The sequence below is a fragment of the Streptomyces pseudovenezuelae genome (genome assembly GCF_029892565.1).
Lineage (GTDB): Bacteria > Actinomycetota > Actinomycetes > Streptomycetales > Streptomycetaceae > Streptomyces > Streptomyces pseudovenezuelae_A.
Map to the genome: position 1 here is coordinate 23,459 of NZ_JARXVH010000031.1, position 21,087 is coordinate 44,545.

Below are 21,087 nucleotides of genomic sequence, written 5' to 3' on the forward strand. Positions count from 1 at the left end.
AAGCTGACCCATCTCTGCAGGAGGTACCTTTTGACGCTGGTTGAGACGCAGCCCCGCCCGGCGAACGCGGGCCCTGTGCACAGGACGCCGACTGAGGTCATGGAGGCGGCCGGACCGCAGGTCTGGGACGACATGAGCGTCGAGGTGGCGCTGTCCGTCATGGCCGCCGCCCGCACGGGCCGGCTGGTCGTCTGCGACCAGGACGGCCAGTGCACCGGCCTGGTCACCCGGGCCGAACTCACCGCAGTCCGCGACAGCTCCGCTTACACGGACCGGGTCCGCCTGCGCGACCTCCTCGGCGACCACGGGTCGTTCACGTCACCCGTGATGACGATGGCCGAAGCCGAGCACGAGATGCGCTCCCGCCGGTCCGGTGCCCTGGCGGTGGTCGACGGGCAAGACGGCGTCCTGGGCGCCCTCGCGCTCTCCCGCTGATCCGCCTCACCCTGGTCGGACCGTTCTCCTCTTCTCCCTGTGAGGCCCCATGCGCTGCGTCATCGCCCGTTTCCCCTTCGAACTCACCAAGAGCGGTGTGCTGGAATCGATGAAGGGCATCAAGCCCGAGCAGGTCATGGGCGAGTCCGTGATCATCGGACGCCGCCACTACCCCGTCAAGCAGGTCGGCCAGGTCATCACCCGCCAAGACCGCCGTGACTTCAGCGCCGACGAAGTCCTCCGGGCGATGACCAAGCTCGGCTTCACCTGCCGCGCCCTCCCCAAGGCCGTACCCGTTGGCATCCTCGGCTCGCTCCAGCAAGCTTCCGCGATGCTCGGCACTCCCCTGCCTGTCTGACCGACAAGGCAGGCACGAGTCGACACCTGAACAGCCATGGGCCCGACTGGCGGAAGCCGGCCGGGCCCACAGTGCGTTCAACGGGTCCCCGTCGCCGTGGTTGCTCAGTGGTCGGAATAGCTAAAGTCGCCCACGGTCCAGGCGCTGACGTCGTCGATCGCTACCCGGTACATCCCGCCCGTCTCCGGGATCCCCACCGTGCCCTGGAGGATCCGGGCAACATGGAAGTGCAGATGAGTGGGCGGCCCGTCCTCCTTCCCGGGGGTGTCGAAGACGGCGGAGAACTCTCCCAGGCGGGAGGAATCCGTCAGCACCTCCGACACCCTCCGCCTCCACACGGCTTCGGGAGCCAGCCGACCGGTGATGACAGCGCCACCGGTGACCACGGTCAGGGACATCTGGTTGCTCTGCCCGGACTCCACCACGGTGGCGATGTCAACGAGCAGTTCGTCAGGCTTCGACATGGGGCAGATTGTATTTGCTGGCCGTCCTGCTGCTTCAGCGGTGGCGTTACCAGGCAAGGCGGGCGCTCACGGTCTTGCCGCCACAGGCCCGGCGGGTGACCGCGGTGGTCCGTGCGAGACGGTTGATCATGGGCCAGCCAAACCCCCCGGTGCCGCCGTTCAGGTCGGGGGTGCGCATGCGCGGCGCCTGCGGGCTGTTGTCGTGGACGGTCACTTCGATGCTACCGGGGTGTGCGGTCAGCTCCAGGGTGCAGGCGCCGCCGCCGTGACGCAGGGCGTTGGTGACAAGCTCGGACACGACCAGGACCACGGTGGCCGCGGCTTCCGGGCCCCCGGCCGGCTGCCGCAACCCTCCGAGGAAGGCCCGCGTCGCACCGCGTGCGTCGGCAACCTCTGGTGTGGAACGGACGGCTGTGACGCTGGCGGTCATCGTGTTCATCAGGGGCACCCTGGTCTCTGGATCGTCCATGCCCGGCCAATGCCTGCCCAACTCCTGTGCCCTGCCCCTCCGTCCGCCAACCTCGCCGGAGCCACAGCGTTTACCGGAGGGGACTGCGGATCACCGTCGACGCACTGCGGCAGCCGGTGACTTCAAGGCAAGCCCGATGGGCGGCACCCCGGTGAGCCGTCGCTTGAGGGCCGGGGTGCCGCGGACTGTCCCCGACGTCTGCAGAGCGGCCGAGGGCGGCTACCTCCCTGCCGAACGCGCGGAAATCTGTGTTTGTCGGAGTAGACATCATGGCGGTGGCGTGGTTATGGTTTCTCTCGTAGCCCAGAGAGACAGCAGGGCCTGGCAGACACGAACTGCCGGGCAGCAGTACGCAGGACGGTGCGGTGGTGGAGTTGCGAAGCCAGAGCGGTTGTAGGACGGCGACGGGACTGGCGACCGGACCGGGTGGCCCGCAGTGATCAGGGGCCGCCGTGAGCAGGACCGCGGTTGACGCGGTGGCAGTACCCGTAAGTGCGGTTCGCGGTACCCAGCAGTGAAAGTCAGTGAGCAGCACCTCGGTGAAGGCGTCGGCTGCGGACGCGCGCACCGGGAGGTTCGGCAGTGGGGTTCCAAGCCAGAGCAGACGCAGGACGGGCGACGGGGCTGGCTGCCGAAGAGCGGCGCTGCCACAGGCCGCTGAGCAGTTCGCATCACCAGCAGTACGCAGTACCCCACTTGTAAGCAGTTGATCCCAGAGGGAAGAACGGAGGAGCCGAGCGCCATCAGGATCGCCCGGGCCGACATCTTGAACCCGGGTACCGCAGGACATCGATAGTGAGGTGGTCTCCGGTCAAGCAACCGCGATCCCAGCACCCCCGGCAGCATCAAGGCCGGGGCTGCGGAAACAGAGGGCCGGCGCAGTACCAGGGCCGGCAGATGGTGTAGCAGTTCCTTCGGGGCCTTGGTGCCAATGGCACCAAGGCCCCTCCACGCGTTCCACAGAGAGGTGCAGATGACAGCAGACGACTCGTTCGGCCGTATCGACGACGAGGACTACCCCGCCTACACGATGGGCCGGGCCGCCGAACTCCTCGGCACCACCCAGGGCTTCCTCCGCGCCATCGGCGAAGCACGCCTCATCACCCCGCTGCGCTCCGAAGGCGGCCACCGCCGCTACTCCCGCTACCAGCTGCGCATCGCCGCCCGCGCCCGGGAACTCGTCGACCACGGCACCCCCATCGAGGCCGCCTGCCGCATCATCGTCCTCGAAGACCAGCTCGAAGAAGCCCAACGCATCAACGCCGAACACGTACGCAGCGCCGGATCGTCCCATCCATCGGCCACGGCCTGAAGTAAGCATGCCCGCCAGCACCCTTCGGCCTCTTGCACCTGGACCCGGTGATCCGCATGATCGCTTTCTCTGGTGACGCGGTGTGCGGGCGTGTAGCGTCTGCGTCAGCTGTCATGGTTCGGAGTTCCCCATGGCCCACGCTCCTGGCGTGGGCTTTTAGCTGTGCTGTGCCGCAGGGACCAGGGCGATCACCTCCGCCTTCCACAGAGAGTGGGAGGCGTTCATCGACTGGAAGGCACCAGACATGGCTACAGGAACTGTGAAGTGGTTCAACGCGGAGAAGGGCTTCGGCTTCATCGCCCAGGACGGCGGCGGCCCGGATGTCTTCGCGCACTACTCCGCGATCAACTCCTCGGGCTTCCGCGAACTCCAGGAAGGCCAGATCGTGACGTTCGAAGTCACCCAGGGTCAGAAGGGCCCCCAGGCCGAAAACATCAACCCTGCCTGACCTGATCTGCCGTGCCCGCGTCGACGCGACGGAGCAGACGCGGAAGGCAGACACCCAACACACCTCGATGGCCGCACAGCGCACGCCGTGCGGCCATCGGCTGCTCTCCGGCGGTTCGGCGACGCACCGTACGGGTTCCCACGCGCCGAGGTCGTCACCGGCCGGCTGGACCGGGCCCCGCTCGCGAAGGCGCCGGAGGACGGCCTGCACCAGGCCGACAGGGACACCGCCGCCGACGTCCCCCTGGATTCAGGCGTCCAGGAGGCCGGTGCGGAGCGTGGTGAGGGTGCGGTTCAGCAGGCGTGAGATGTGCATTTGGGACACGCCCAGTTCCCGGCCGATCTCCGCCTGGGTCATCTCCTGGCCGAAGCGCATCTCGATGATGGCCCGCTCACGGTCGTCGAGCTGCTGGAGCAGCGGGGCGAGCGTGTGCAGGTCCTCGAACAGGTCCATCGCCGGGTCGACGTCGCCGACCATGTCGGCGTATTTGAGTCCCTCGCTGTTTTCCTCGTCGCCGCCGGGGGTGTCGAGGGAGCCGGCGACGTACCCGTTGGCGGCGACCAGGCCGTCGATGATCTCTTCCTCGCTCAGGTGGAGGTGGTCGGCGAGTTCTTTCACCGTGGGCGGGCGACCGAACTCGGTGGTGAGAGTTTCCTTGCCCTTGGCGAGGTTGACGCGCAGCTCCTGCAGGCGCCGCGGGACATGGACGGCCCAGGTGGTGTCGCGGAAGAACCGCTTGATCTCGCCGACGATGTAAGGAATCGCGAACGACGTGAACTCGACCTCACGCGACAGGTCGAACCGGTCTATGGCCTTGATCAGACCGATCGTCCCGACCTGGATGACGTCCTCCATCTCACCGCTGCCCCGGTTGCGGAAACGGCGGGCCGCGAAGGACACCAGCGACAGGTTCATCTCGATCAGGGTGTTGCGCGCGTACTGATACTCGCGGGTGCCCTCCTCCAGGACCTGCAACCGGTCCAGGAACAGCCGGGACAGTGCGCGTGCGTCCTTGGGCGCGACCTTGCCGCCGTCCTCGATCCAGGGCAACTCGCCGACGGCGTCGGCCGGTTCCGTCGTGCCGACGATTGCTTCGCAAGCGTTTACAGAGGAGGTCACGGTGCCGCCTTTCTGAAAGCAGGATGGCCGTCACATGCCCTCATCGCCCGCATGCATGCCCGCGCGAGCCGGACTGTTTCGTCAAGGGGCCGGGGCACGCCTTCTCTTGCGATACCGGCTGCGCCACCCACTGCGCAGGTCAGATTCCGCGGCCTACCGTCGTCGCTGGTCAGGTGCCGTGGTCGCAGGCTTCCGGTGGGGCTGACGTCCCCTCTACGCCACCCACGCCCCGGCCAGGACACCAGAAGGAAAGGGAGGTGGGCGGAAGCGCGGGCGCCGAACGAGGGGATCGGGGCGCCGGGTTGGCGTTCCGCACGGCTGGCGCCCGCCTATGTCGTTGTGGAGCACGTACAGGATGCCCCGCAGACGCCGCCGGCCCGCGCCGGCCGCGGTCCCGGTGATCGCTCAGGCCAAGACGGCAGCAGCGGCTCGATCAGCATCCTCAAGCCGCCATCCACCATCCATGGACCAGTACTCGCACTCTCCCCAACGGCCGAATCGCCACATCGGTCAATCGCGACCAGGGCACCTCAACAAGATCGTGCTACGAGGTCCTAGACCGCGAATGACAGATCCTTCACCGCCGCGCAGGCACGTTCGGCGTCCAAGCCGTCGTCAAGAGCCTCCAATGCAGCAGCCGCCGACACCCGAACGGAACAGGGCAGACCGTCATAGGAGGACGTCGAGCGCCCGTCTCCCTGCTGACTCCCCAGGACTCGTCGGCGCTGCCGAACTGACGGGTGTCAGGAGTCCCGCGCGGCCGACTGTTCGGCGAAGGTACGGATGGTGTCGGTGTCCTGTGTGCCCTCGGCGATATCGCGGGCGAGGGCGGAGAGTTTGCGGTTGTGGGCGCGGGCGTAAGCGCGAAAGACGCTGAACGCTTCGTCGATGGGCATCTGCCATCGCTCGGTGAGGATGCCCTTGACCTGTTCGATGACGATCCGGCTGTTCAGGGCGTACTGGAGCTGGTCGCGTTCGGCCTCGCTGTAGGCGAGCGTGCGCTGCTGGAGGATGGCAATGGTGGCCACGTCGGCGAGGGCCTGGGCGAGGGTGAGGTCCTGGTCGGGCAGGGGCTCGGAGGCGCTCTGGAAGAGGCTGAGCGCGCCGATGATCCGGCCCCGCAGGCGCAGCGGCAGCGCGTTGGTGGCGACGAACCCGACGGACTCGGCGCCACGGGCGAACTGCGGCCACATCGTGGCGGCAGTGGGGTCGGTGAGGCTGATGTTGATCCGTGGCAGACCATCGCGGTAGCAGTCGACGCAGGGACCCTGGTCATGCTGGAGGGCGAAGAGTTCCAGCAGTCGGGTGTGTTCGTCGGAGGCGGCCAGGAGGTGCAGCCGGTCGTTCTGGTCCGCGAGCAGGATGCCGACAGCGGCGACGTCCAGCAGTTCCATGCAGCGCACAGACAGCTTCTGCAGAAAGTCGATGACGTCGAAGTCGTCTATCAGGGAGTCGGCCACCTCGACGAAGACTTCGGTGAGTTGCTGTTCACGGGTTGCCATCGAGATCAGTCCTCGTCCTCGTCGGTGTCTTCGTCATCTGTCGGGTTCATCGGGTGCGGATCGGGTTCGAGCCACAGTCGGCGGTCCACGACGTCCCGGGCCGTGTCGGTGAGGGTGCGGCTGTTGCTGTAGGCGTGGGCGCGCAACCGCAGGAGAGCCTCTCCCAGGGGTACGGACAGCTGGACGCTGACCATGCCGGTCGCCTGGTGGAGGACCGCCTGGTGCAGTACCGGGGCGGTCAGCTCCTGGTTCTCCGCAGCTGACAGCAGCGGGCTCCCGAGGCCCAGGACGTACTTGGTCAACGCGACGGCCAGGACGTTGACATCGTCGCCCTGCGCCCGGGCCAAATGCCCGGGACTGCTTCTGACCAGCGTCAGCACGCCGAGGGTGATGGCACCGATGTGCAGGGGGAAGCAGAACACCGCCCGCACCTTCAGGGCCGACGCCTCGATCACGAGAGCGGGCCAGCGGTCCTCCCGCACGCGGCCCAGATCGGGCACGCGTACCGCGGTGCCGCCGGCCAGGCAGTCCGCCCCCGGGCCGTATCCGAGGGTGAGCTGAAGATCCTCGAAGTCACGCGAGATGCGGCCGGAGGACCACAGGATCTCCGTCCCGCCCGGTGCGTTGCCCGCGCTGACCGCGATCCCGTCCACGGCGAGCACATCGGCCGTGTCCGCCGCCACGGTCGGCCACTCCTCGGTTTGAAGCAGGAGCAGGATCTCTGACATCCGGTCACTGATCATGCGGCTCCGCTGGACGGCCGGGAGGTGCCAATTTGACTCTGGCGATGCCCGAGTACCCCTCCGCAAGGAGGTATCCCGTACCGGTGAGGTCCAGGAGCCGTCGCACGACCGGGGCAGGAGGTGCAGCCGCAGCTCCCTCTGCGAGGCAGCCAGGCGCTGGGAGAGGGCGAGGACGACATCCAGACCGCTTGCGTCACAGAAGCCGACCGCGGCGAGATCCAATGTCCGTCATCCTCTTGGCGAGACGCGTCTCCAGAGCCTCGCAGACAGCGGGAACGGTGGACAGATCGATCTCACCCTCTGCCCGCGAGTGCGAGGTCATCCCAGCTCACCCACGCCGACGACGGCTACGAGAAGCCGGCCTACACCTACCTCGGCACCGTCACCCTCGCAGCCCTCACGATCTGGCTCCGAACATGCCGAGAAACAGCGCCTAATGCAAGGCGTCGCCGCTCCAGGAACGCAAACGGTCGGCGATGTCGTAGACGGTGAGTCGCAGCGCGCGGATGTCGGTGATCAGGTCCCGCCACGGCTCGAAGGAGTCGTCGATCTCCTTCCCGGAGGCCCGGATGTACGCCACCGCCACGCCGTACGCGAAGTACGCGTTGCGCGCCGGCAACGGGCGCAGGAGGAGCAGTTGCTCAAGCAGGGCGGCAGCCCGCCAGTAGGCGTCGGGCTCGCCCGCCTCCAACTGGGGTGTGTTCACGCGGTGTCGAGCGACGGCGGCGACCAGGCCCGAGTAGTCCCGAACCCCGAGTTCCTTGCCGAGTAGTTCCTCTTGTCGGTCAAGGAGCCATCGGATGTCGATGTGCAGGTCCAAGGATCAGGCCGCCCGCCCTGCGGTGTTTTGCCTGGCCGGAGTGTCGTCAGGGAAGGCCTCGTCGAACGCTTCGGCCAGGCCGGGCTGGGCGATGATCTCGCGGAACACCGCCGTCGCCTTGCTCAGCTTGATCTGGTTCTCTTCTTCTATGGCCAGCTCGGCCAGGTAGGCGCGCACGCTCTGCCCGCGGGCTGCGGCGACCGCAGCGAACCGGTCCCTGGTCTTCGAGTCGACCTTGACGGTGGTGTCAGCCATATCCCGAGTATGCACCCATGGGTACCTTCGCGAATACCGTTCACGAAGGTACGGCCACGTCTCCGTCAGTTCCACACGATGCAGACGGCTACCAGGACAGCGTCGAGCTGAGCAGCGATCAGGGCCGACAGCACGCCGCCTCCGGGACCCTTTGCGGTGGGTTCTCGCACAGCTTCTTGACCGGATTGAGGGGCACCCGGGCCCAGAGGACGCAGACCACGGGCCCGGGATGAGCCGACCGGCAATCCAATCACTCGTGCCCCGCGCAGGCCTGCCCCTGCGGCCGTCCGGATCCAGCACCGACTCAAGCCCCTATGGGGCGGCGCAAGGCGACAATGCCCAGGACTTCCAACCCACGCTGATCAAATCAGAAAGGGGGGCCTGGTCGCGGGCCTGTCAGGCGGCTGTGCCATCCGCAGCAGTAGCGGTCCTGGCTACAGCACTTCCGGTATCGGGCCGGGTCGGCAACCGGCGGAGCTGCGAGCGGATTTCGTCGGTTTCACAGACGAGCATCAGCTAGCATCCGCGGAGTTGATCAGGGCAAGCAGGCCGTCGCCGGGCCACAAGGGGATTCCTGCCTCCGCTCGGGCCAGCTGCCTGCCGACCTCGATGAGGACCTCGATCCGGTCGGCGGGTCCATACGCCCGCTGCTCCCCCGTTGCCGGGGCGACGGCGCGCACCTCGCTGTGCGGGCCGGCGCACACCAGGGCGCGGGCGATGGCCGGCAGTCCCAGGCTGAGGGCGTCGCAGTCGGGGCCGGGGTCGGAGTCGACTGCAGCAGATCGTCGGTGACCGCCTCCCAGTCTCCGACGTGTGGCCAGCGTGTGCCGCCGTCCAGTTCGTGGGTGAGGGTAGACAGCGGGACGATCTCGCCCAGTCGGCGGCCTCGGACGAGACGGTCGTGGATGCGCGCACCGTCCGGCGCCCGTTCGCGGGGCATTCTGGCTGGTGAGCGCTCCATAGTCCCGCTCATTGTCAGGGTGTTGCTCTGCAACACTGCCGCTCTCCGGCAACACTGCACCAGGTTCTCCGCGTGACCACGGCCCAACTGGCTGGGTCTGGGGCAGTCGCCTCCAAGCCCGATCAGTTACTGCAGGGCTCCGACCCGACGTCGGTGCGCCGCGCCCGCCCCCGGCTTCCGACCGTAGCGACTCCTCCAGCCTCCAAGTTCCCTCAAGATCCGTCCCACATCCCCAGACGCTTGAGCCGGCGCTGCTGCAGCCGCTCCGAGACGGCCGTGCGGCTGAAGACGAGTCCCATAAGCAGCCCGAAGACCACAGCGAACCTCTTCCCCGACGAGATCCCTGGCGTGCTCAGGGCGTTGTCGGACGGCCGCACCGCGGCATGGACACGCAAGCTGATCGACACCCATCGTGACATCGAGACCGCGCGCGCCATCCTCCGTCTCCTACGCACTACAGACGGGGCACCCGCGGGTCAGACCGGCCCGGACCCGCAAGAGCGGTCCCCGAGCGCCCCGGCTGAACCCCCCTCCCCCATTCAGGCAGAGGGAAACCTAGGTGATGAGGCTGGCGGCTGGCTAGGCGGCTGGTTAGCTGGTTGCCGCGACCCCGCAGTCGGTGAGGCCGCCTGCTGTGCCAGCCCCTGATCTCGGGTGGCCGTCTGGGCAGTTGGGCTTGCGCTGGGTTCCCCAACGGCCGTGCCGCCCGGGCTGCCTGCCGACCGTGCAGGAGTCGGCCGGCAGGCAGCCGACGTCCGGGAACCGCAGGCTGATCGTGTGGATTGGCCGGTGGACGTCGTCCTCGCGCGACCCGTGACGTGCTGCCGGCCGGGCCGTGGGCCTACGAGATCAAGGTCGACGGCCACCGGACCGTGCTGTGGCGCACCGAGGACGGCGTTCGGCTTCAGTCACGCCCCGGCCGTAACGTCGCCGCCCAATGGATGGACCCCGCGCTGGCCGGCCATACGCCTGCCGCCCGGCGCGATTCTGGACGGCGTTATGTGACCTGTGGGGGTGTCTCAGCCCCAAGGTGTTTCAGGCGGCGCAGGTCCCATAGGCGAGACGTGACGGGCGTCGCTGCCTCGTGCCGCAGCGGCCGCTCAGAGGTGGCCGTCCAGGAACTTCCCTACTTCGGCGGTGGTCATGGGCCCCATGCTGTGCGCCACCGCCTCTCCCTCCTTCAGCAGGACGTAGGACGGGGCTCCGGTGATCCCGTATCGCTCGGTTGCGGCCGGACAACGCGTGATGTCGGTGCGGACGGCCGTCAGGCGGCCCGTGTACTCGTCGGCGATGCCACCCACTACGAGGTCCATCACCCGGCAGGGCTCGATTGCCTTGGGCCATGTCCCGGTGAAGTATGCGAGGACTGGAACTTTGCTCATCCCGAGGATGAAATTGAACTCCGCGTCCTCACGGGGTCGGTGAACCCGCTGCGCCATGGAGGCTCCTGACCTCGCGTTCCGTCATTCCATCCCCATCATCCCTCGCGCGGTGTGGCAGGCCGGCCCGGTCGGTCGTCCGGTTGACCTGTCGGAAGGCAGGCACGGGGCCGTCGCAGAACCACGGTGGTCCCCGGCGCGAGCGGCCCGGCCCCCCGCCCCTGGTGACCCGGCCTGGCCGCCCCGCCGGTCCCCCAGCTGTAGCCCGCCGCGCGCCCGTGGGCCAGCTCGTGCCAGGACAGCGCTCTCCACGACGACATGAAAGCTGTTTTCCAGGGCGTAGAGGCCCAGATCGCGGACCAGAAGCTCGATGAGCGCGTCAACGAGCGGGCCGGTGCGCATCGTCCACCGGATCCAGTCGAGCCGTATCCGTCACCGCGCTTCTCATAGACAGCGCCCCGACGGGATTCCCGAGGCCTTGTCTGGTCTTCACGTCAACCCCCGGTCTCAGCTGGCTCATGCCGCTCTTCGACGGGCCGCATGAGCCAGCTGATGGCGCCGAGGACGAGGCACGATTCCTGGACCGTTCGCGGACGCGGTCGTGGACGGTCGAAGTACGCGTCAGCTGGCCCGAAGACCGACCGCGAGCGTCAGTTCAAGGACCCGGTGTGGCGATGCGAGATCCGGAAACAGCTCCCGCAGCTGCGACATCCGGTATCGGACTGTCTGGGGGTGGACGAACAATGCCGCCGCCACCTCGTCCCGCCTGCCCTGGTGCAGCAGCCACGCCCGCAACGTCTCCTCCAGACGCCGTGCGGTCGCGACAGGCAAGGTCCGCAACGGTGCGAGGGCTCGGGCACGCAGGTCTGCGAACGCGTCCGCGTCGGCGCTCAGCACCAGCTCGGGCAGGTGGTCCTCGGTGTCGCGGATATCGGAGGAGAGCAAGCGCGCGCGTGCGGCTCGTGCGTACGAGGCGGACGCACGAGTCCATGGCCGGGCCGGGCCGACCACGGCGGTGCGGTCGGTCAGCTGCCGCAAGAGATGTGATCGGTCGGCATCGGGGACGAGCAGCACACCGGTGGCATCCGGCAGATCGTCAAGGACGAGGGTGCTCGGGTCGAGCGCGCGGTAGGCAGGCCGGGTCTGGGCGGCGGGCAGCAGGACCGCGGTCAGCGAAACCGGAGGCTGCCATCCGGCCCGTTGAGCAGAGGCCAGCAGTACGTCCGGGCTCGCGCCGGCGAGGAGGTCGCGGGCCAGGTGTTCCAGGTGGCGTTCGTGGTCCCTGCCCCGGGCGGCCAGTTCGTCGGCGTGGCCCGCGGCGCTCGCGGCGGAGAGCTCGTCGATGTAGGCGAAGGTCAGCTCGGCGAACTTGGCGACCTCGGCGGCGGGCAGACCTGCGGGTACGGCACCCGCTGCCAGGCATCGCCAGGCCACGCGGGCGCCGACGCGGTAGGCGCTGAGCAGGGCGTCCATCGAACGGCCGTCACGCACCTCGCCGCGGCCCAGCTCGTAGGCCGCGTCACCGGCGTCACCGCCCGTGGCGTTCCCGCTCGCGAGGTCCAGGTAGTTGCCCAGGGCGGTGCGGACGGCTCGGCGGATGGTGACGCCCATGCGGCCCGAAAGGGCGTTGGCGTAGGAAGGGACCTCGTCGATGATCGCCTCGACGACCTCGTCGGCGGTGGTCCTCAGCGCGGCCCGAAGTGCGGTGACCGTCGTCTCATCCAGGGCCAGTTCGCTGGCCCTCTGGATTGCATGGCTCACGTTTTGTTCCCTGCGAACAATTCAGTCGACCAGATTCACGTCCTGCGGACAGGACTTTACGCCTTGAGGCGCAGCAAGCTGGAGCCATGACGAGTGCAGCCCTCCGCAGCAGGGCGTGGAAACTGCTGGAGATGGTCACGACGCCGCTGCTGCCGTCGGACTACCTCGACCTGGTCAGCCCGCTGCGCGCGGGCGCCGACCTGCGTGGGCGCATCGAGGCCGTGCACCCCGAGACGGGTGACGCCGCGACCATCGTGATCAGGCCGGGACGGGGCTGGCGCCGCCACACAGCCGGCCAGTACGTGCGGATCGGGGTCGACGTCGACGGGGTGCGCCTGTGGCGTGCCTACTCCATCACCTCACCGACAAACCGCCAGGACGGCCGCGTCACGATCACCGTGAAGGCGATCCCGGACGGCAAGGTCAGCAATCACCTGGTCCGCAGGGCGGAACCGGGCACGCTGATCCAGCTCGACCAGCCGACCGGTGACTTCGTGCTGCCGCAGGCCAAGCCCGCCAAGGTGCTCTACCTGACGGCCGGCAGCGGCATCACGCCCGTGATGGGCATGCTGCGCGACACCGAGTTCGACGACGTCGTCATGGTCCACTGCGCGCCACAGCCGCAAGACGTGATCTTCCGCAACGAACTGCACGACCTGGTCGCGGACAAGAAGCTGCGGCTCACCGAGGTGCACACCGACACGGACGGCATGCTCGACATCGCCCGTCTCCACGAACTCGTGCCCGACTGGGCCGAGCGCGAGACCTGGGCCTGCGGTCCCGCGGGCCTGCTCGACGCCGCCGAAAAGCACTGGACCGAACACGGCGTACAAGAGCGCCTGCACACCGAGCGCTTCCGCCCCAGCGTCGTCGTCGCCGGCGACGGCGGCGAGGTCACGTTCAGCGCCACCGGCAAGACCGTCGACGCGGACGGCGCCACGCCCTTGCTGGACATCGGCGAGGAGGCCGGCGTGCTCATGCCCTCCGGGTGCCGCATGGGCATCTGCTTCGGCTGCGTCACGCCGCTCAAGGCGGGCGCCGTCCGCGACCTGCGCACCGGCGAGATCACCGAAGCCGAGCCGGGCGTCCTCATCCAGACCTGCGTGTCCGCCGCGGCGGGCCCCTGCGACATCGAACGGTAGGAGCACCTTGACCGCCACCGACCCCACCGCCCACCTGACCGCGGAGCAGATCGAGGAGCTCGGCCGCGAGCTGGACGCGATCCGCGACGAGGTGATCGCCGACCGCGGCGAGCAAGACGCCGCCTACATCCGCAAGGTCATCTCGGCGCAGCGCAAGCTCGAACTGGTCAGCAGGGGCGTGCTGCTGTTCTCGATCTTCCCGCCCGCGTGGCTGATCGGCACCGCCGGCCTGTCCGTGGCGAAGATCATGGACAACATGGAGATCGGCCACAACATCCTGCACGGCCAGTGGGACTGGATGCGAGACCCGAAGATCCACTCCACCACCTGGGAGTGGGATCACGTCTCGCCGTCCGAGCAGTGGAAGCACTCGCACAACGAACTGCACCACACGTACACCAACGTGATCGGCAAGGACAACGACCTCGGCTACGGCATCATGCGCGTCGACGAGGACCAGAAGTGGCACCCGTTCCACCTCGGCCAGCCGCTGTGGAACTTCATCAACGCCTGCTTCTTCGAGTACGGCATCGCAGCGTACGACCTGGAGCTCGGCAAGAACCTGAACAAGCGCCGCCGCAACAACCCGGAGTTCCGCGCGCGGGCCAAGGCCGTGGGCCGCAAGATCCGCAAGCAGGTCCTCAAGGACTACGTGATCCACCCACTGCTGTCGGGCCCGTCCTTCCTCCCCACGCTCGGCGCCACGTTCACCGCGAACCTGGTCCGCAACATCTGGACCCACTCGGTGATCATGTGCGGGCACTTCCCCGAGGGTGTGCAGGTCTTCGAGCGCCGGTCGATCAAGGGCGAGACGCGCGGCCAGTGGTACCTGCGCCAGATGATGGGCTCGGCGAACATCAGCGGCAGCAAGGCCATGCACTTCATGACCGGCAACCTGTCGCACCAGATCGAGCACCACCTGTTCCCGGACCTGCCGAGCAACCGGTACGCCGAGGTCGCGGTGAAGGTGCGCGCGCTGTTCGAGAAGTACGAGCTGGAGTACGTCACCGGCCCGCTGCCCAAGCAGGTGTTCTCCGCGTGGCACAAGGTCTTCCGGCTCTCGCTGCCGAACACGAAGCCCAAGGTCAAAACGCCGGACCGCGAGCAGGAGCTCGTCGCGGCCTGATTCCCGATATTGGTTCCTGGCCCTCGCGGACCGCGATCAGGTCACCGAGCAGGTCGTCATCCGGGTGCGCGCGCCGGTTGGCGAGGAGGCACCGGATCACCGCGAGCAGCCGGGCCGACTGCGCGGGTCTCTCGTGCTGCCGGGCCGGGCCTGCCACGTTCGCCGGCTACGACGCTCCGCTGATGGTCAGCGCGGTTCGCGCGAGCTCGCGCAGCCAGGTATGCGCGTGGTCGGTGTCGTAGCGCTGATGCCACGACAGGTACATCGGTGCCGCCGGAAGTTCGAGCGGCAGGGGGAGCAGAACCAGGCCGCGGTCCGCCACCGCGGAACGTGTGGTGGCTTCGGGGGCGGTGATCAGGAGATCGGAGTGTCGTGCGAACTCCAGCGCGGCCGCCTCCGTGGGAGCGGTCGCCACCACGGTACGGGTGAGGGCGAGTCGCGCGAGGGCGTCGTCGAGGGCGTTGCTGAGGTTTCCGCGTCGCGAGATGGTGATGTGCTCGGCCGCGGCGTACCGCTCGGCGGTGACGGCCTTGACGCGGGTGAGGGGGTGTCCCTGCCTCACGGCGATGACGAGGCGGGACTCGCCCACGTTCTCGGCGCGGATGTCCGGTGCGGTCGGTCGGTTGGCGTTGGCTTCCAGGTCGACTTCGCCGCGCCGCAGCTCGGGAGTGTCGATGCTCGATTCCGCGATGAAGCGCAGTCGCACGCCGGGCGCCTGTCCGCGCACGGCCGCGAGCAGTGCGGGGCCACTGAGGGCGACGAGGGAATCATGCCAGCGCAGTGTGAAGGTGCGCTCCAGCGTCGTGAGGTCGAGTTCGCGGCTCGGTGCCAGCACGCCCTGGACCTGCTGGAGCAGATCGTGCACCTGCTCCCGGACGGCGATCGCGTACGGCGTCGGGGTCATCGTACGTCCTGTGCGCACGAGGATCTGGTCCCCGGTCGTGCGCCTGATCCGGCCCAGGCTCCGGCTCATCGCGGGGGCGGTGACGTGCAGGCGCGCGGCTGCCCCGGCGACGCTGCCCTCTTCCAGCAGCGCGTCGAGCGCGGCTAGGAGGTTCAAGTCCAATTGCATGAGAGTAATTCTAGGCATGCCTGACATGCAGTTGAAGTTAACGACCGGGGTGCATACCTTCGGGACGAGAGCGCGCGACGGAACGCGCAGCTTGGCCCGACCGACCTCATCGCCCCTGTTCAGACGGGAGTTCCGCCATGCCGGAAACGCTTCAGACCACTGACGTTGCCGCCTCCGACGCCGATCTGCTGGCGCAAACCGAGATCGCCGTACGCACGGCAGGTTCGGCGCTGCGAGAGCGTTTCGGCGATGTGGTCCGCTACCAGAGCCGTGAAGAGCTGATGCGCGCGCTCGCCGCCAACGACGACGCAGCCCTCAATGCCCTGCGTCCCCGCCTTACGCAACTGCGCCCGCAGGCCCGCTGGGTGGAGGACGAGCTCGCGGGCGGGGCCCTTCCACTGGGCGAATGGTGGGTCGTGGACCCGGCCGAAGGCAACGTCAACCACCTGCACGCCTTGCCAGAGTGGGCCGTCACCGCCACCCTCGTGCGCGACAACCAGCCAGTGCTCACCGCGGTCCATCTGCCCCTGACCGGCGAGACCTACACCGCACTCACCGGCGCCGGCGCCCACCTCGACGACCGTTCCCTGCACGTCTCCGACACCGCCGACCTCGGCCTCAGCATCGTGGCCACCAGCCAGGCCAGGCCCGACGAGGCGGAGCAGGTCGTGCGGCGCGTCGGCTCCTCGATCACCGAGATGCTCCTCGACGCGTTGGTGGTACGGACCTCGGTGCCCGCCACCCTGCACCTGCTGAACGTGGCCGCCGGCCGGATCGACGCCTTCTGGCAGTTCGCCGGAGCACGCGCGGACCTGCTTCCCGGAGCGCTGCTCGTCGCCGAGGCCGGCGGACAGATCTCCGACGCCGAGGGTCACCCCTGGACGCCAGCGAGCGAGAGCTTCCTGGCCGCCGCACCCGGCGTCCACACCGAGGCCGTCGCCACCCTCTCGCGCTGATCGCAGACCCAAACCCGCAAGCACAGGAAGGACCAGATCATCTTGACCACGATTGCAGTTCTCGGAAACGGCCGCGTCGGCGGCAGCCTGGCCACAGCCCTCACCCAGGCCGGACACGAGGTGACCGTGGCGGACCGCTCGCCCGGCTCTGCCGCCGACGCCGTCCGGACCGCACAGATCGTCGTCAACGCCACGCCGGGTGAGGGCTCCCTGGAGCGGCTTGTCGCGCTGCGCGAGGAGCTGCAGGGCAAGATCCTCGTCGACGTCTCCAACGCCGCCGTCGACGGACCGGACGGACTCCCCGCCGACCTGCTCTACCCCGGCTCAAGCCTCGCCGAGCAACTCCAGGAATCACTCCCCGAAACGCGCGTCGTCAAGACGCTCAACACCATGCTCTTCCCGGTGATGACCGCGCCCGCCACACTCACCCAGACACCCAGCGCCTTCCTCTCCGGCGAGGACCCGCAGGCCAAGCAGACCGTCCGCGAACTGCTCATCGACCTGGGCTGGCGCAACGAGTGGATCACCGATCTCGGCGGGATCCAGACCGCCCGCGCCACGGAGGCCGCGATCCTGTTCGTCCCGCACGTGATCCGCTCCAGCGGATTCGCGCCCTTCGCGCTCTCTATCGCCCGCTGACGGAGAGCGGGGCACGACACGCGTACAGCACGATGTCACACGTCTTACCGAGGGCGAGTGCTTGGGTGAGCCACGAGATGTCGGCTGTTTCAGCGGTCTTGGCGGTGACTGGCGTTGCCGCCCCAGCGTTGACAACAGACATCGCAACACGCCCTACGGCGCGTATCCGGTCGCGATCAATTGGCGGGCTGTGTGATTGGTCGCGATAGTTGTCACTTGGTCGCGAAAGCTGTCACCAGGCCATGCCCAGGGCATCGCGGGTGTGCCGGGACACGTAAGTTGGCACCTGGCCACGCCGGTTGGCACCGCGACGGCCTCAACGCTCAATATGTCGGCCGGTTGTTCGTTCTTACTGGACCTGGCGATTCCTCACTGGTTCGCCGACTCGAGCGGATGAACGGCCGCACGGTCAGCAATCGACACCAGGAGGATCAAGCTGAGCGACAGGGCTTCGCCGATCCGCTGGGTACCTCATCATCGTGGCCGGCGCTCTCGCATGTGCCGCCGAGCCGAGGCAGCGCCCATTGCGCTACCCGGACTGGTATCCGGCGTCGAGTTGCGTGCGCAGTCGTTCCCGGTCGATCGCCTTCTCCCATTTGCCGACGACGAGGGTGGTGGTCACGTTGTTCCCCTCGCTCGTGCCGTCCAGCTCAGTGCGGCGGCTCTGGCCAGGTGCAGGTGTGCACGTTCCTCGGGAAGTCCCGGCCCGTGCATGCGGACGTGGTGGAGATGCAGCAGGTCCGGGAGGAGGTCCTGAGGGGGCAGCGTCCCCGCACCCTCCAGCGCGCTGCGGTAGGCGGCCAGCGCGGCGCGGCGTGCGGACCAGCTCGAGATGACGCGCGTGTCCAGCACCGGGGTGCCGACGGCCTGGGGTACGAGGACTGCGGTCGTCAGGGCGATGGTCTGGTCGTAGACCGCCCGGGGTGGGGCGCTCCTGTCCGTGTGGGTGTGCCCGACCAGCCAGCGCATCGCCTTCGCGTCGTCCCCGAGCAGGCCCACGGCGATGTCCACCATGCTCGCGGCGGTCACCGCACGAGCGTCGGGAGCGCCCCGGCCGGCCTGCGCGGTCAGCTGGGCGAGGACGGCGGCCGCGTCGGCGGCGAAATAGTCCCCGGCCGCTTCCATCGCCGCAGGGCCTCCGAAGCGCGCGGTCTGCGGGTAGTAGGTGTCCAGGCTCGCGTGGGTGATCAGGCCCGCGCGCCGAAGCCGCCGGGTCCACTCGCCGATCTGTCCAACAGCGGTGCCGAGTGCACCGGGCGCGCAGGTCAGATGGAGACGTAGGTGGTCCTCGGGATCGCGGTGGCGAACGAACCACCAGCTGGGCTCGCCCAACTCCCCGAGCAAGGACGGCAGATGCCGGGTCAGGAGTGGGTCCTGGCGGTCGCGGTGCCCGTGCAAGCTGATGGAGAGCAGGTTGCCGCAGCCAGGCAGACGGCCGTGTTCCCGAGTGACGACGTCGCCCGATCCACGGACCGGTACACGGGGCTGATGTACAGCGGCCAGGGGTATGACGATCTCGTGGGCACGCCCGCCGGTCCAGCCCAGGTCCCCGGGCTTCGGTGCGGCACGCAGCAGCGCCTTGCCGTCGCGCTCCACGTGGGTACGGAGCAGGACCCGGTGCGAGGGCTCCGCCAGGTCCAGGTTCATGCGCCGGTCTCCGTCGCCCAGGTAGACGTGCTCGGGCAGGAGAACATCACGACGCCACTCGGCCAGGGCCTGGTCCCACTGCCGCCACGGCATCCGCGGGCCGGGCAGATCGTCTTCGCCGAGTGTCCAGCGGGCCGGGGACAGTACGGTGCGCCCGTAGCGCAGTGCGGGGAGGAACGGCAGGCTGGAAACGGCGGCTCCCCACGAGAACCCGGTGCACGGGACGCCCAGTGCCACCGGTGCCTCGATCAGGAACCGCGCGAGCGGATGGGTGTGGTGGGTCAGATCCACCGCGTTCAGCAGCATCGTGTGCACGGGACGGCGGCGGGAGACCGAGACCAGGTGCAACTGCTCGGCGTCAGCGGTCACCGCCAGGTCCGTCACGGGCAGCTGGTCCCTGTCCGGGCCGTCGTAGTCGCCCAGGGGGATCACCACCTCCCCCACCTGCGGGGTGTGCGCGACGTTCGCCGAGCGTATGTACAGCGGGCTGGTACTGATCTGCGCGATCAGCGCGTCCTGCTGTACGCCGGGCAGCCCGGCGTATACATCGGTCATCCGGCGTCGGTCGTCGGCGTCGAACAGGTGGAGAAAGCGCCCGGTGGCGGTTCCGGCCGCACGGGCCACACCGACGACATGCAGCGTGAACTCCCCTTGTTCCAGGGCGGATACGCTCGCCGCGTGGATCCGAACGGTCACCTCGGTGCTCGGCTGCACGGGCGCACCGGGATCCACCACAGCCAGTTCGTCGATCGCGGCGTCATCGAGTCGGACCTGGTGGCTGCGCCTCGTCGCGGCGGTGTATGCGAGCCCCAGCAGCCTGCTGTCGCGGGCGGTCAGCGTCGGGCCCGTCGACGCAACTGTGGACCCGAGGTAGCCGGACGGGTAGCCGAGGAGATCGATGGCGTCCAGGACGGGTACCACCGCACCCGGGCCGTAGCGATCGAGGAAGCGGCCGTGCCAGGCGACCCACCCCAGGCTCAGCGCCGCGCGCGGCGCCAGGCGCGTGAGCACCGCGGCGGCCCTCTCCGCCTCCTTGGCGACCGCCTCCGGGATCACCAGGTCCCAGTCCAGCCGCAGATCGAGGGCAAGCGCGGGTTTCGCCGCGGGACACAGCCGTGTCATGGCGGCCATCACCCATGCGCGTTCGGCGCGGGCGCCCGCAGGGGCGACGGACGCGGGGGCGGCGGTCACGTCGTCGTGCCGTGCCAGTCCCGCCGCGACCTCACCCAACTCGGCGGCTTCGGCCGCGGGCAGGCACTGTACCTGTCCGAGCAGGGCGGCGATCGGATCGGATGCCGTGACCGCGGGACGCAGACTGGTGATCAGGAATCGCTGTCGTACGAGGTTCGCGAGCAGGTTCTCGATCGCGGTGGGCGAAGCGGCCGGGAAACCGGCGGAGAGCGTCTCGGCGAGATCTGCCCACAAGACCGGCGCCCGCGCGCCGCCCATGGCCATGCGGACAACCTCGGTCGCGCGTATCCCCACGTGCGCGGGCACGCCGTCGATCGCACTGCTCGATCGGTGCTCGATCGTCAGGCGTCCGTCGCGCTCGAACGCGAGGCTGGAAGCGAGCAGCGTCAATTGGGGCCTGAGCTCGCGGTGTTCCTCCAACCGGTCGACCAGAGCCGCGGTCCAGGCCGCGTCCGGTCTGGTGACCGCTCGGTGCCCGGTGCCCATACGCAGCACGGGAGCGGCCCCTGTGCGGGCGGCCTCGACACCGGCGAACAGGCCGAACGGAGTGGCACGTGAGCGGGCGCGCAGCAGGTAGCGCACCACCGACAGGACCGCGCGCCGCACCGCGAGTTCCGCCACCGGCCCGCCGACGCATATCTGATGCACCCGTCTCGCCAGGTCCGGGCTGGAGAACTCGACCGCGATGGCGAAATCCGTTGCCTGCCACAGCTGTTGAAGCCATGCCCGCCACGCCGCCTTGTGCGCGGACGGGCCGGTCAGGTCCGGCCAGACCACCGGGTGGTCGGGACGCCAGACCGCCGCCCGAACCACAGCCGCATCAACGTGGCGGTACAAACGGCCCTCCAGCACAACGGCGTTGTCCGCTATTTTTCCGAACCGCCCGGTTCCGAGGGCGATTATGAGTCATGGTCATTGTGGCGGCTGCTGCGCGACACCGGTGCCGCAGAGTCTCCATCAGCCCTTGAACTGGCCGAATGCCGCCCCAACTAAACGACGACGTATGGGCTGTTGACGCACGCACTGTCTGGCCTAGCCTGGGCGCCGCACACGGCAAGCGGCACATTCCCATCATGTCTGCGAAGGGGAGAGAATCATGACTGCTGTGTCTCCTGAGAAACTCGCCGATGAGGAATTCGGTGAGCTCGAAGAACTCCAGGTGATCGATTCCAGCGAACTGAAGCTCGGCGCGGCCTACCACACGTACACCTACATCGCGGCGGAGAGCACGGAGGACATCCCCGACTAGGACGTCCGGAAGCCGAGGCAACTCTCCGACGGACGAGAC

Annotated in this window: 20 protein-coding genes; 9 read left to right on the forward strand and 11 right to left on the reverse strand. The window is 68.6% G+C overall.

Annotated features, from left to right (window positions below):
• Positions 1 to 30 precede the first annotated feature (30 nt).
• Positions 31 to 435 (forward strand): CBS domain-containing protein, encoded by a 405-nt coding sequence (locus tag M2283_RS47700; protein WP_280882879.1) that lies wholly within the window; start codon positions 31 to 33, stop codon positions 433 to 435.
• A gap of 49 nt (positions 436 to 484) precedes the next feature.
• Positions 485 to 793: an SCO5918 family protein gene (locus M2283_RS47705; RefSeq protein WP_280882880.1), complete on the forward strand. Its 309-nt coding sequence runs from the start codon at positions 485 to 487 to the stop codon at positions 791 to 793.
• A 104-nt stretch (positions 794 to 897) separates the two neighbouring features.
• On the opposite strand, the gene M2283_RS47710 is transcribed toward M2283_RS47705, so the two are convergent.
• Together M2283_RS47710 and M2283_RS47715 are read right to left on the reverse strand one after the other, a co-directional pair.
• Positions 898 to 1,257, reverse strand: a complete 360-nt coding sequence (locus M2283_RS47710; RefSeq protein WP_280882881.1) for a hypothetical protein — start codon at positions 1,255 to 1,257, stop codon at positions 898 to 900.
• Between the two features lie 46 nt (positions 1,258 to 1,303).
• Positions 1,304 to 1,696, reverse strand: coding sequence for an ATP-binding protein (locus tag M2283_RS47715; protein ID WP_280882882.1), 393 nt, complete (start codon positions 1,694 to 1,696; stop codon positions 1,304 to 1,306).
• Positions 1,697 to 2,699: 1,003 nt separating this feature from the next.
• On the opposite strand from M2283_RS47715, the gene M2283_RS47720 reads away from it, so the two are divergent.
• Together M2283_RS47720 and M2283_RS47725 are read left to right on the forward strand one after the other, a co-directional pair.
• Positions 2,700 to 3,038 carry a MerR family transcriptional regulator gene (locus M2283_RS47720; RefSeq protein WP_280882883.1) on the forward strand — a complete coding sequence of 113 codons (339 nt, stop codon included), beginning with the start codon at positions 2,700 to 2,702 and terminating at the stop codon, positions 3,036 to 3,038.
• A 244-nt stretch (positions 3,039 to 3,282) separates the two neighbouring features.
• Positions 3,283 to 3,486, forward strand: a complete 204-nt coding sequence (locus M2283_RS47725) for a cold-shock protein (RefSeq protein WP_280882884.1) — start codon at positions 3,283 to 3,285, stop codon at positions 3,484 to 3,486.
• Between the two features lie 249 nt (positions 3,487 to 3,735).
• Here M2283_RS47725 and M2283_RS47730 read toward each other — a convergent pair whose 3' ends face one another.
• From M2283_RS47730 to M2283_RS47760, 7 genes are all read right to left on the reverse strand, one after another.
• Positions 3,736 to 4,575, reverse strand: coding sequence for a SigB/SigF/SigG family RNA polymerase sigma factor (locus tag M2283_RS47730; protein WP_280882926.1), 840 nt, complete (start codon positions 4,573 to 4,575; stop codon positions 3,736 to 3,738).
• Between the two features lie 773 nt (positions 4,576 to 5,348).
• Complete coding sequence (locus tag M2283_RS47735; protein ID WP_280882885.1) at positions 5,349 to 6,107, reverse strand: GAF and ANTAR domain-containing protein; 759 nt, start codon at positions 6,105 to 6,107, stop codon at positions 5,349 to 5,351.
• Positions 6,108 to 6,112: 5 nt separating this feature from the next.
• Complete coding sequence (locus M2283_RS47740; protein WP_280882886.1) at positions 6,113 to 6,835, reverse strand: GAF and ANTAR domain-containing protein; 723 nt, start codon at positions 6,833 to 6,835, stop codon at positions 6,113 to 6,115.
• Positions 6,836 to 7,283: 448 nt separating this feature from the next.
• Positions 7,284 to 7,670, reverse strand: a complete 387-nt coding sequence (locus tag M2283_RS47745) for a toxin Doc (protein ID WP_280882887.1) — start codon at positions 7,668 to 7,670, stop codon at positions 7,284 to 7,286.
• Between the two features lie 3 nt (positions 7,671 to 7,673).
• Positions 7,674 to 7,925: an antitoxin MazE7 gene (locus tag M2283_RS47750; RefSeq protein ID WP_280882888.1), complete on the reverse strand. Its 252-nt coding sequence runs from the start codon at positions 7,923 to 7,925 to the stop codon at positions 7,674 to 7,676.
• Between the two features lie 2,061 nt (positions 7,926 to 9,986).
• On the reverse strand, positions 9,987 to 10,325 hold the full coding sequence (locus tag M2283_RS47755; protein ID WP_280882889.1) for a thioredoxin family protein: 339 nt from the start codon (positions 10,323 to 10,325) through the stop codon (positions 9,987 to 9,989).
• Between the two features lie 561 nt (positions 10,326 to 10,886).
• The gene (locus M2283_RS47760; protein ID WP_280882890.1) at positions 10,887 to 12,026 is read right to left on the reverse strand and encodes a helix-turn-helix domain-containing protein; all 1,140 of its coding nucleotides are present in this window, start codon (positions 12,024 to 12,026) and stop codon (positions 10,887 to 10,889) included.
• A gap of 86 nt (positions 12,027 to 12,112) precedes the next feature.
• Between M2283_RS47760 and M2283_RS47765 the strand changes: the two genes are divergently transcribed.
• Together M2283_RS47765 and M2283_RS47770 are read left to right on the forward strand one after the other, a co-directional pair.
• Positions 12,113 to 13,168, forward strand: a complete 1,056-nt coding sequence (locus M2283_RS47765) for a ferredoxin reductase (protein WP_280882891.1) — start codon at positions 12,113 to 12,115, stop codon at positions 13,166 to 13,168.
• A 7-nt stretch (positions 13,169 to 13,175) separates the two neighbouring features.
• Positions 13,176 to 14,294, forward strand: coding sequence for a fatty acid desaturase family protein (locus M2283_RS47770; protein ID WP_280882892.1), 1,119 nt, complete (start codon positions 13,176 to 13,178; stop codon positions 14,292 to 14,294).
• A gap of 166 nt (positions 14,295 to 14,460) precedes the next feature.
• Here M2283_RS47770 and M2283_RS47775 read toward each other — a convergent pair whose 3' ends face one another.
• Positions 14,461 to 15,366, reverse strand: coding sequence for a LysR family transcriptional regulator (locus M2283_RS47775; RefSeq protein ID WP_280882893.1), 906 nt, complete (start codon positions 15,364 to 15,366; stop codon positions 14,461 to 14,463).
• Positions 15,367 to 15,503: 137 nt separating this feature from the next.
• Here M2283_RS47775 and M2283_RS47780 point away from each other — a divergent pair, with 137 nt between their 5' ends.
• Together M2283_RS47780 and M2283_RS47785 are read left to right on the forward strand one after the other, a co-directional pair.
• Positions 15,504 to 16,322 carry an inositol monophosphatase family protein gene (locus M2283_RS47780; RefSeq protein ID WP_280882894.1) on the forward strand — a complete coding sequence of 273 codons (819 nt, stop codon included), beginning with the start codon at positions 15,504 to 15,506 and terminating at the stop codon, positions 16,320 to 16,322.
• Positions 16,323 to 16,364: 42 nt separating this feature from the next.
• Positions 16,365 to 16,961 (forward strand): NADPH-dependent F420 reductase, encoded by a 597-nt coding sequence (locus M2283_RS47785; RefSeq protein ID WP_280882895.1) that lies wholly within the window; start codon positions 16,365 to 16,367, stop codon positions 16,959 to 16,961.
• A gap of 618 nt (positions 16,962 to 17,579) precedes the next feature.
• On the opposite strand, the gene M2283_RS47790 is transcribed toward M2283_RS47785, so the two are convergent.
• Positions 17,580 to 20,636: a lantibiotic dehydratase gene (locus tag M2283_RS47790; RefSeq protein WP_280882896.1), complete on the reverse strand. Its 3,057-nt coding sequence runs from the start codon at positions 20,634 to 20,636 to the stop codon at positions 17,580 to 17,582.
• Between the two features lie 259 nt (positions 20,637 to 20,895).
• Here M2283_RS47790 and M2283_RS47795 point away from each other — a divergent pair, with 259 nt between their 5' ends.
• A complete protein-coding gene (locus tag M2283_RS47795) occupies positions 20,896 to 21,048 on the forward strand; it encodes a hypothetical protein (RefSeq protein WP_280882897.1) in 153 nt (50 codons plus the stop codon).
• Positions 21,049 to 21,087: the final 39 nt, after the last annotated feature.

Bases quoted from the DNA above. Each gene is read 5' to 3' on its own strand.
- M2283_RS47705 (WP_280882880.1), top strand. From the start codon at position 485: ATGCGCTGCGTCATCGCCCGTTTCCCCTTCGAACTCACCAAGAGCGGT.
- M2283_RS47710 (WP_280882881.1), bottom strand. From the start codon at position 1,257: ATGTCGAAGCCTGACGAACTGCTCGTTGACATCGCCACCGTGGTGGAG.
- M2283_RS47715 (WP_280882882.1), bottom strand. From the start codon at position 1,696: ATGAACACGATGACCGCCAGCGTCACAGCCGTCCGTTCCACACCAGAG.
- M2283_RS47720 (WP_280882883.1), top strand. From the start codon at position 2,700: ATGACAGCAGACGACTCGTTCGGCCGTATCGACGACGAGGACTACCCC.
- M2283_RS47725 (WP_280882884.1), top strand. From the start codon at position 3,283: ATGGCTACAGGAACTGTGAAGTGGTTCAACGCGGAGAAGGGCTTCGGC.
- M2283_RS47735 (WP_280882885.1), bottom strand. From the start codon at position 6,107: ATGGCAACCCGTGAACAGCAACTCACCGAAGTCTTCGTCGAGGTGGCC.
- M2283_RS47740 (WP_280882886.1), bottom strand. From the start codon at position 6,835: ATGTCAGAGATCCTGCTCCTGCTTCAAACCGAGGAGTGGCCGACCGTG.
- M2283_RS47750 (WP_280882888.1), bottom strand. From the start codon at position 7,925: ATGGCTGACACCACCGTCAAGGTCGACTCGAAGACCAGGGACCGGTTC.
- M2283_RS47755 (WP_280882889.1), bottom strand. From the start codon at position 10,325: ATGGCGCAGCGGGTTCACCGACCCCGTGAGGACGCGGAGTTCAATTTC.
- M2283_RS47765 (WP_280882891.1), top strand. From the start codon at position 12,113: ATGACGAGTGCAGCCCTCCGCAGCAGGGCGTGGAAACTGCTGGAGATG.
- M2283_RS47775 (WP_280882893.1), bottom strand. From the start codon at position 15,366: ATGCAATTGGACTTGAACCTCCTAGCCGCGCTCGACGCGCTGCTGGAA.
- M2283_RS47780 (WP_280882894.1), top strand. From the start codon at position 15,504: ATGCCGGAAACGCTTCAGACCACTGACGTTGCCGCCTCCGACGCCGAT.
- M2283_RS47795 (WP_280882897.1), top strand. From the start codon at position 20,896: ATGACTGCTGTGTCTCCTGAGAAACTCGCCGATGAGGAATTCGGTGAG.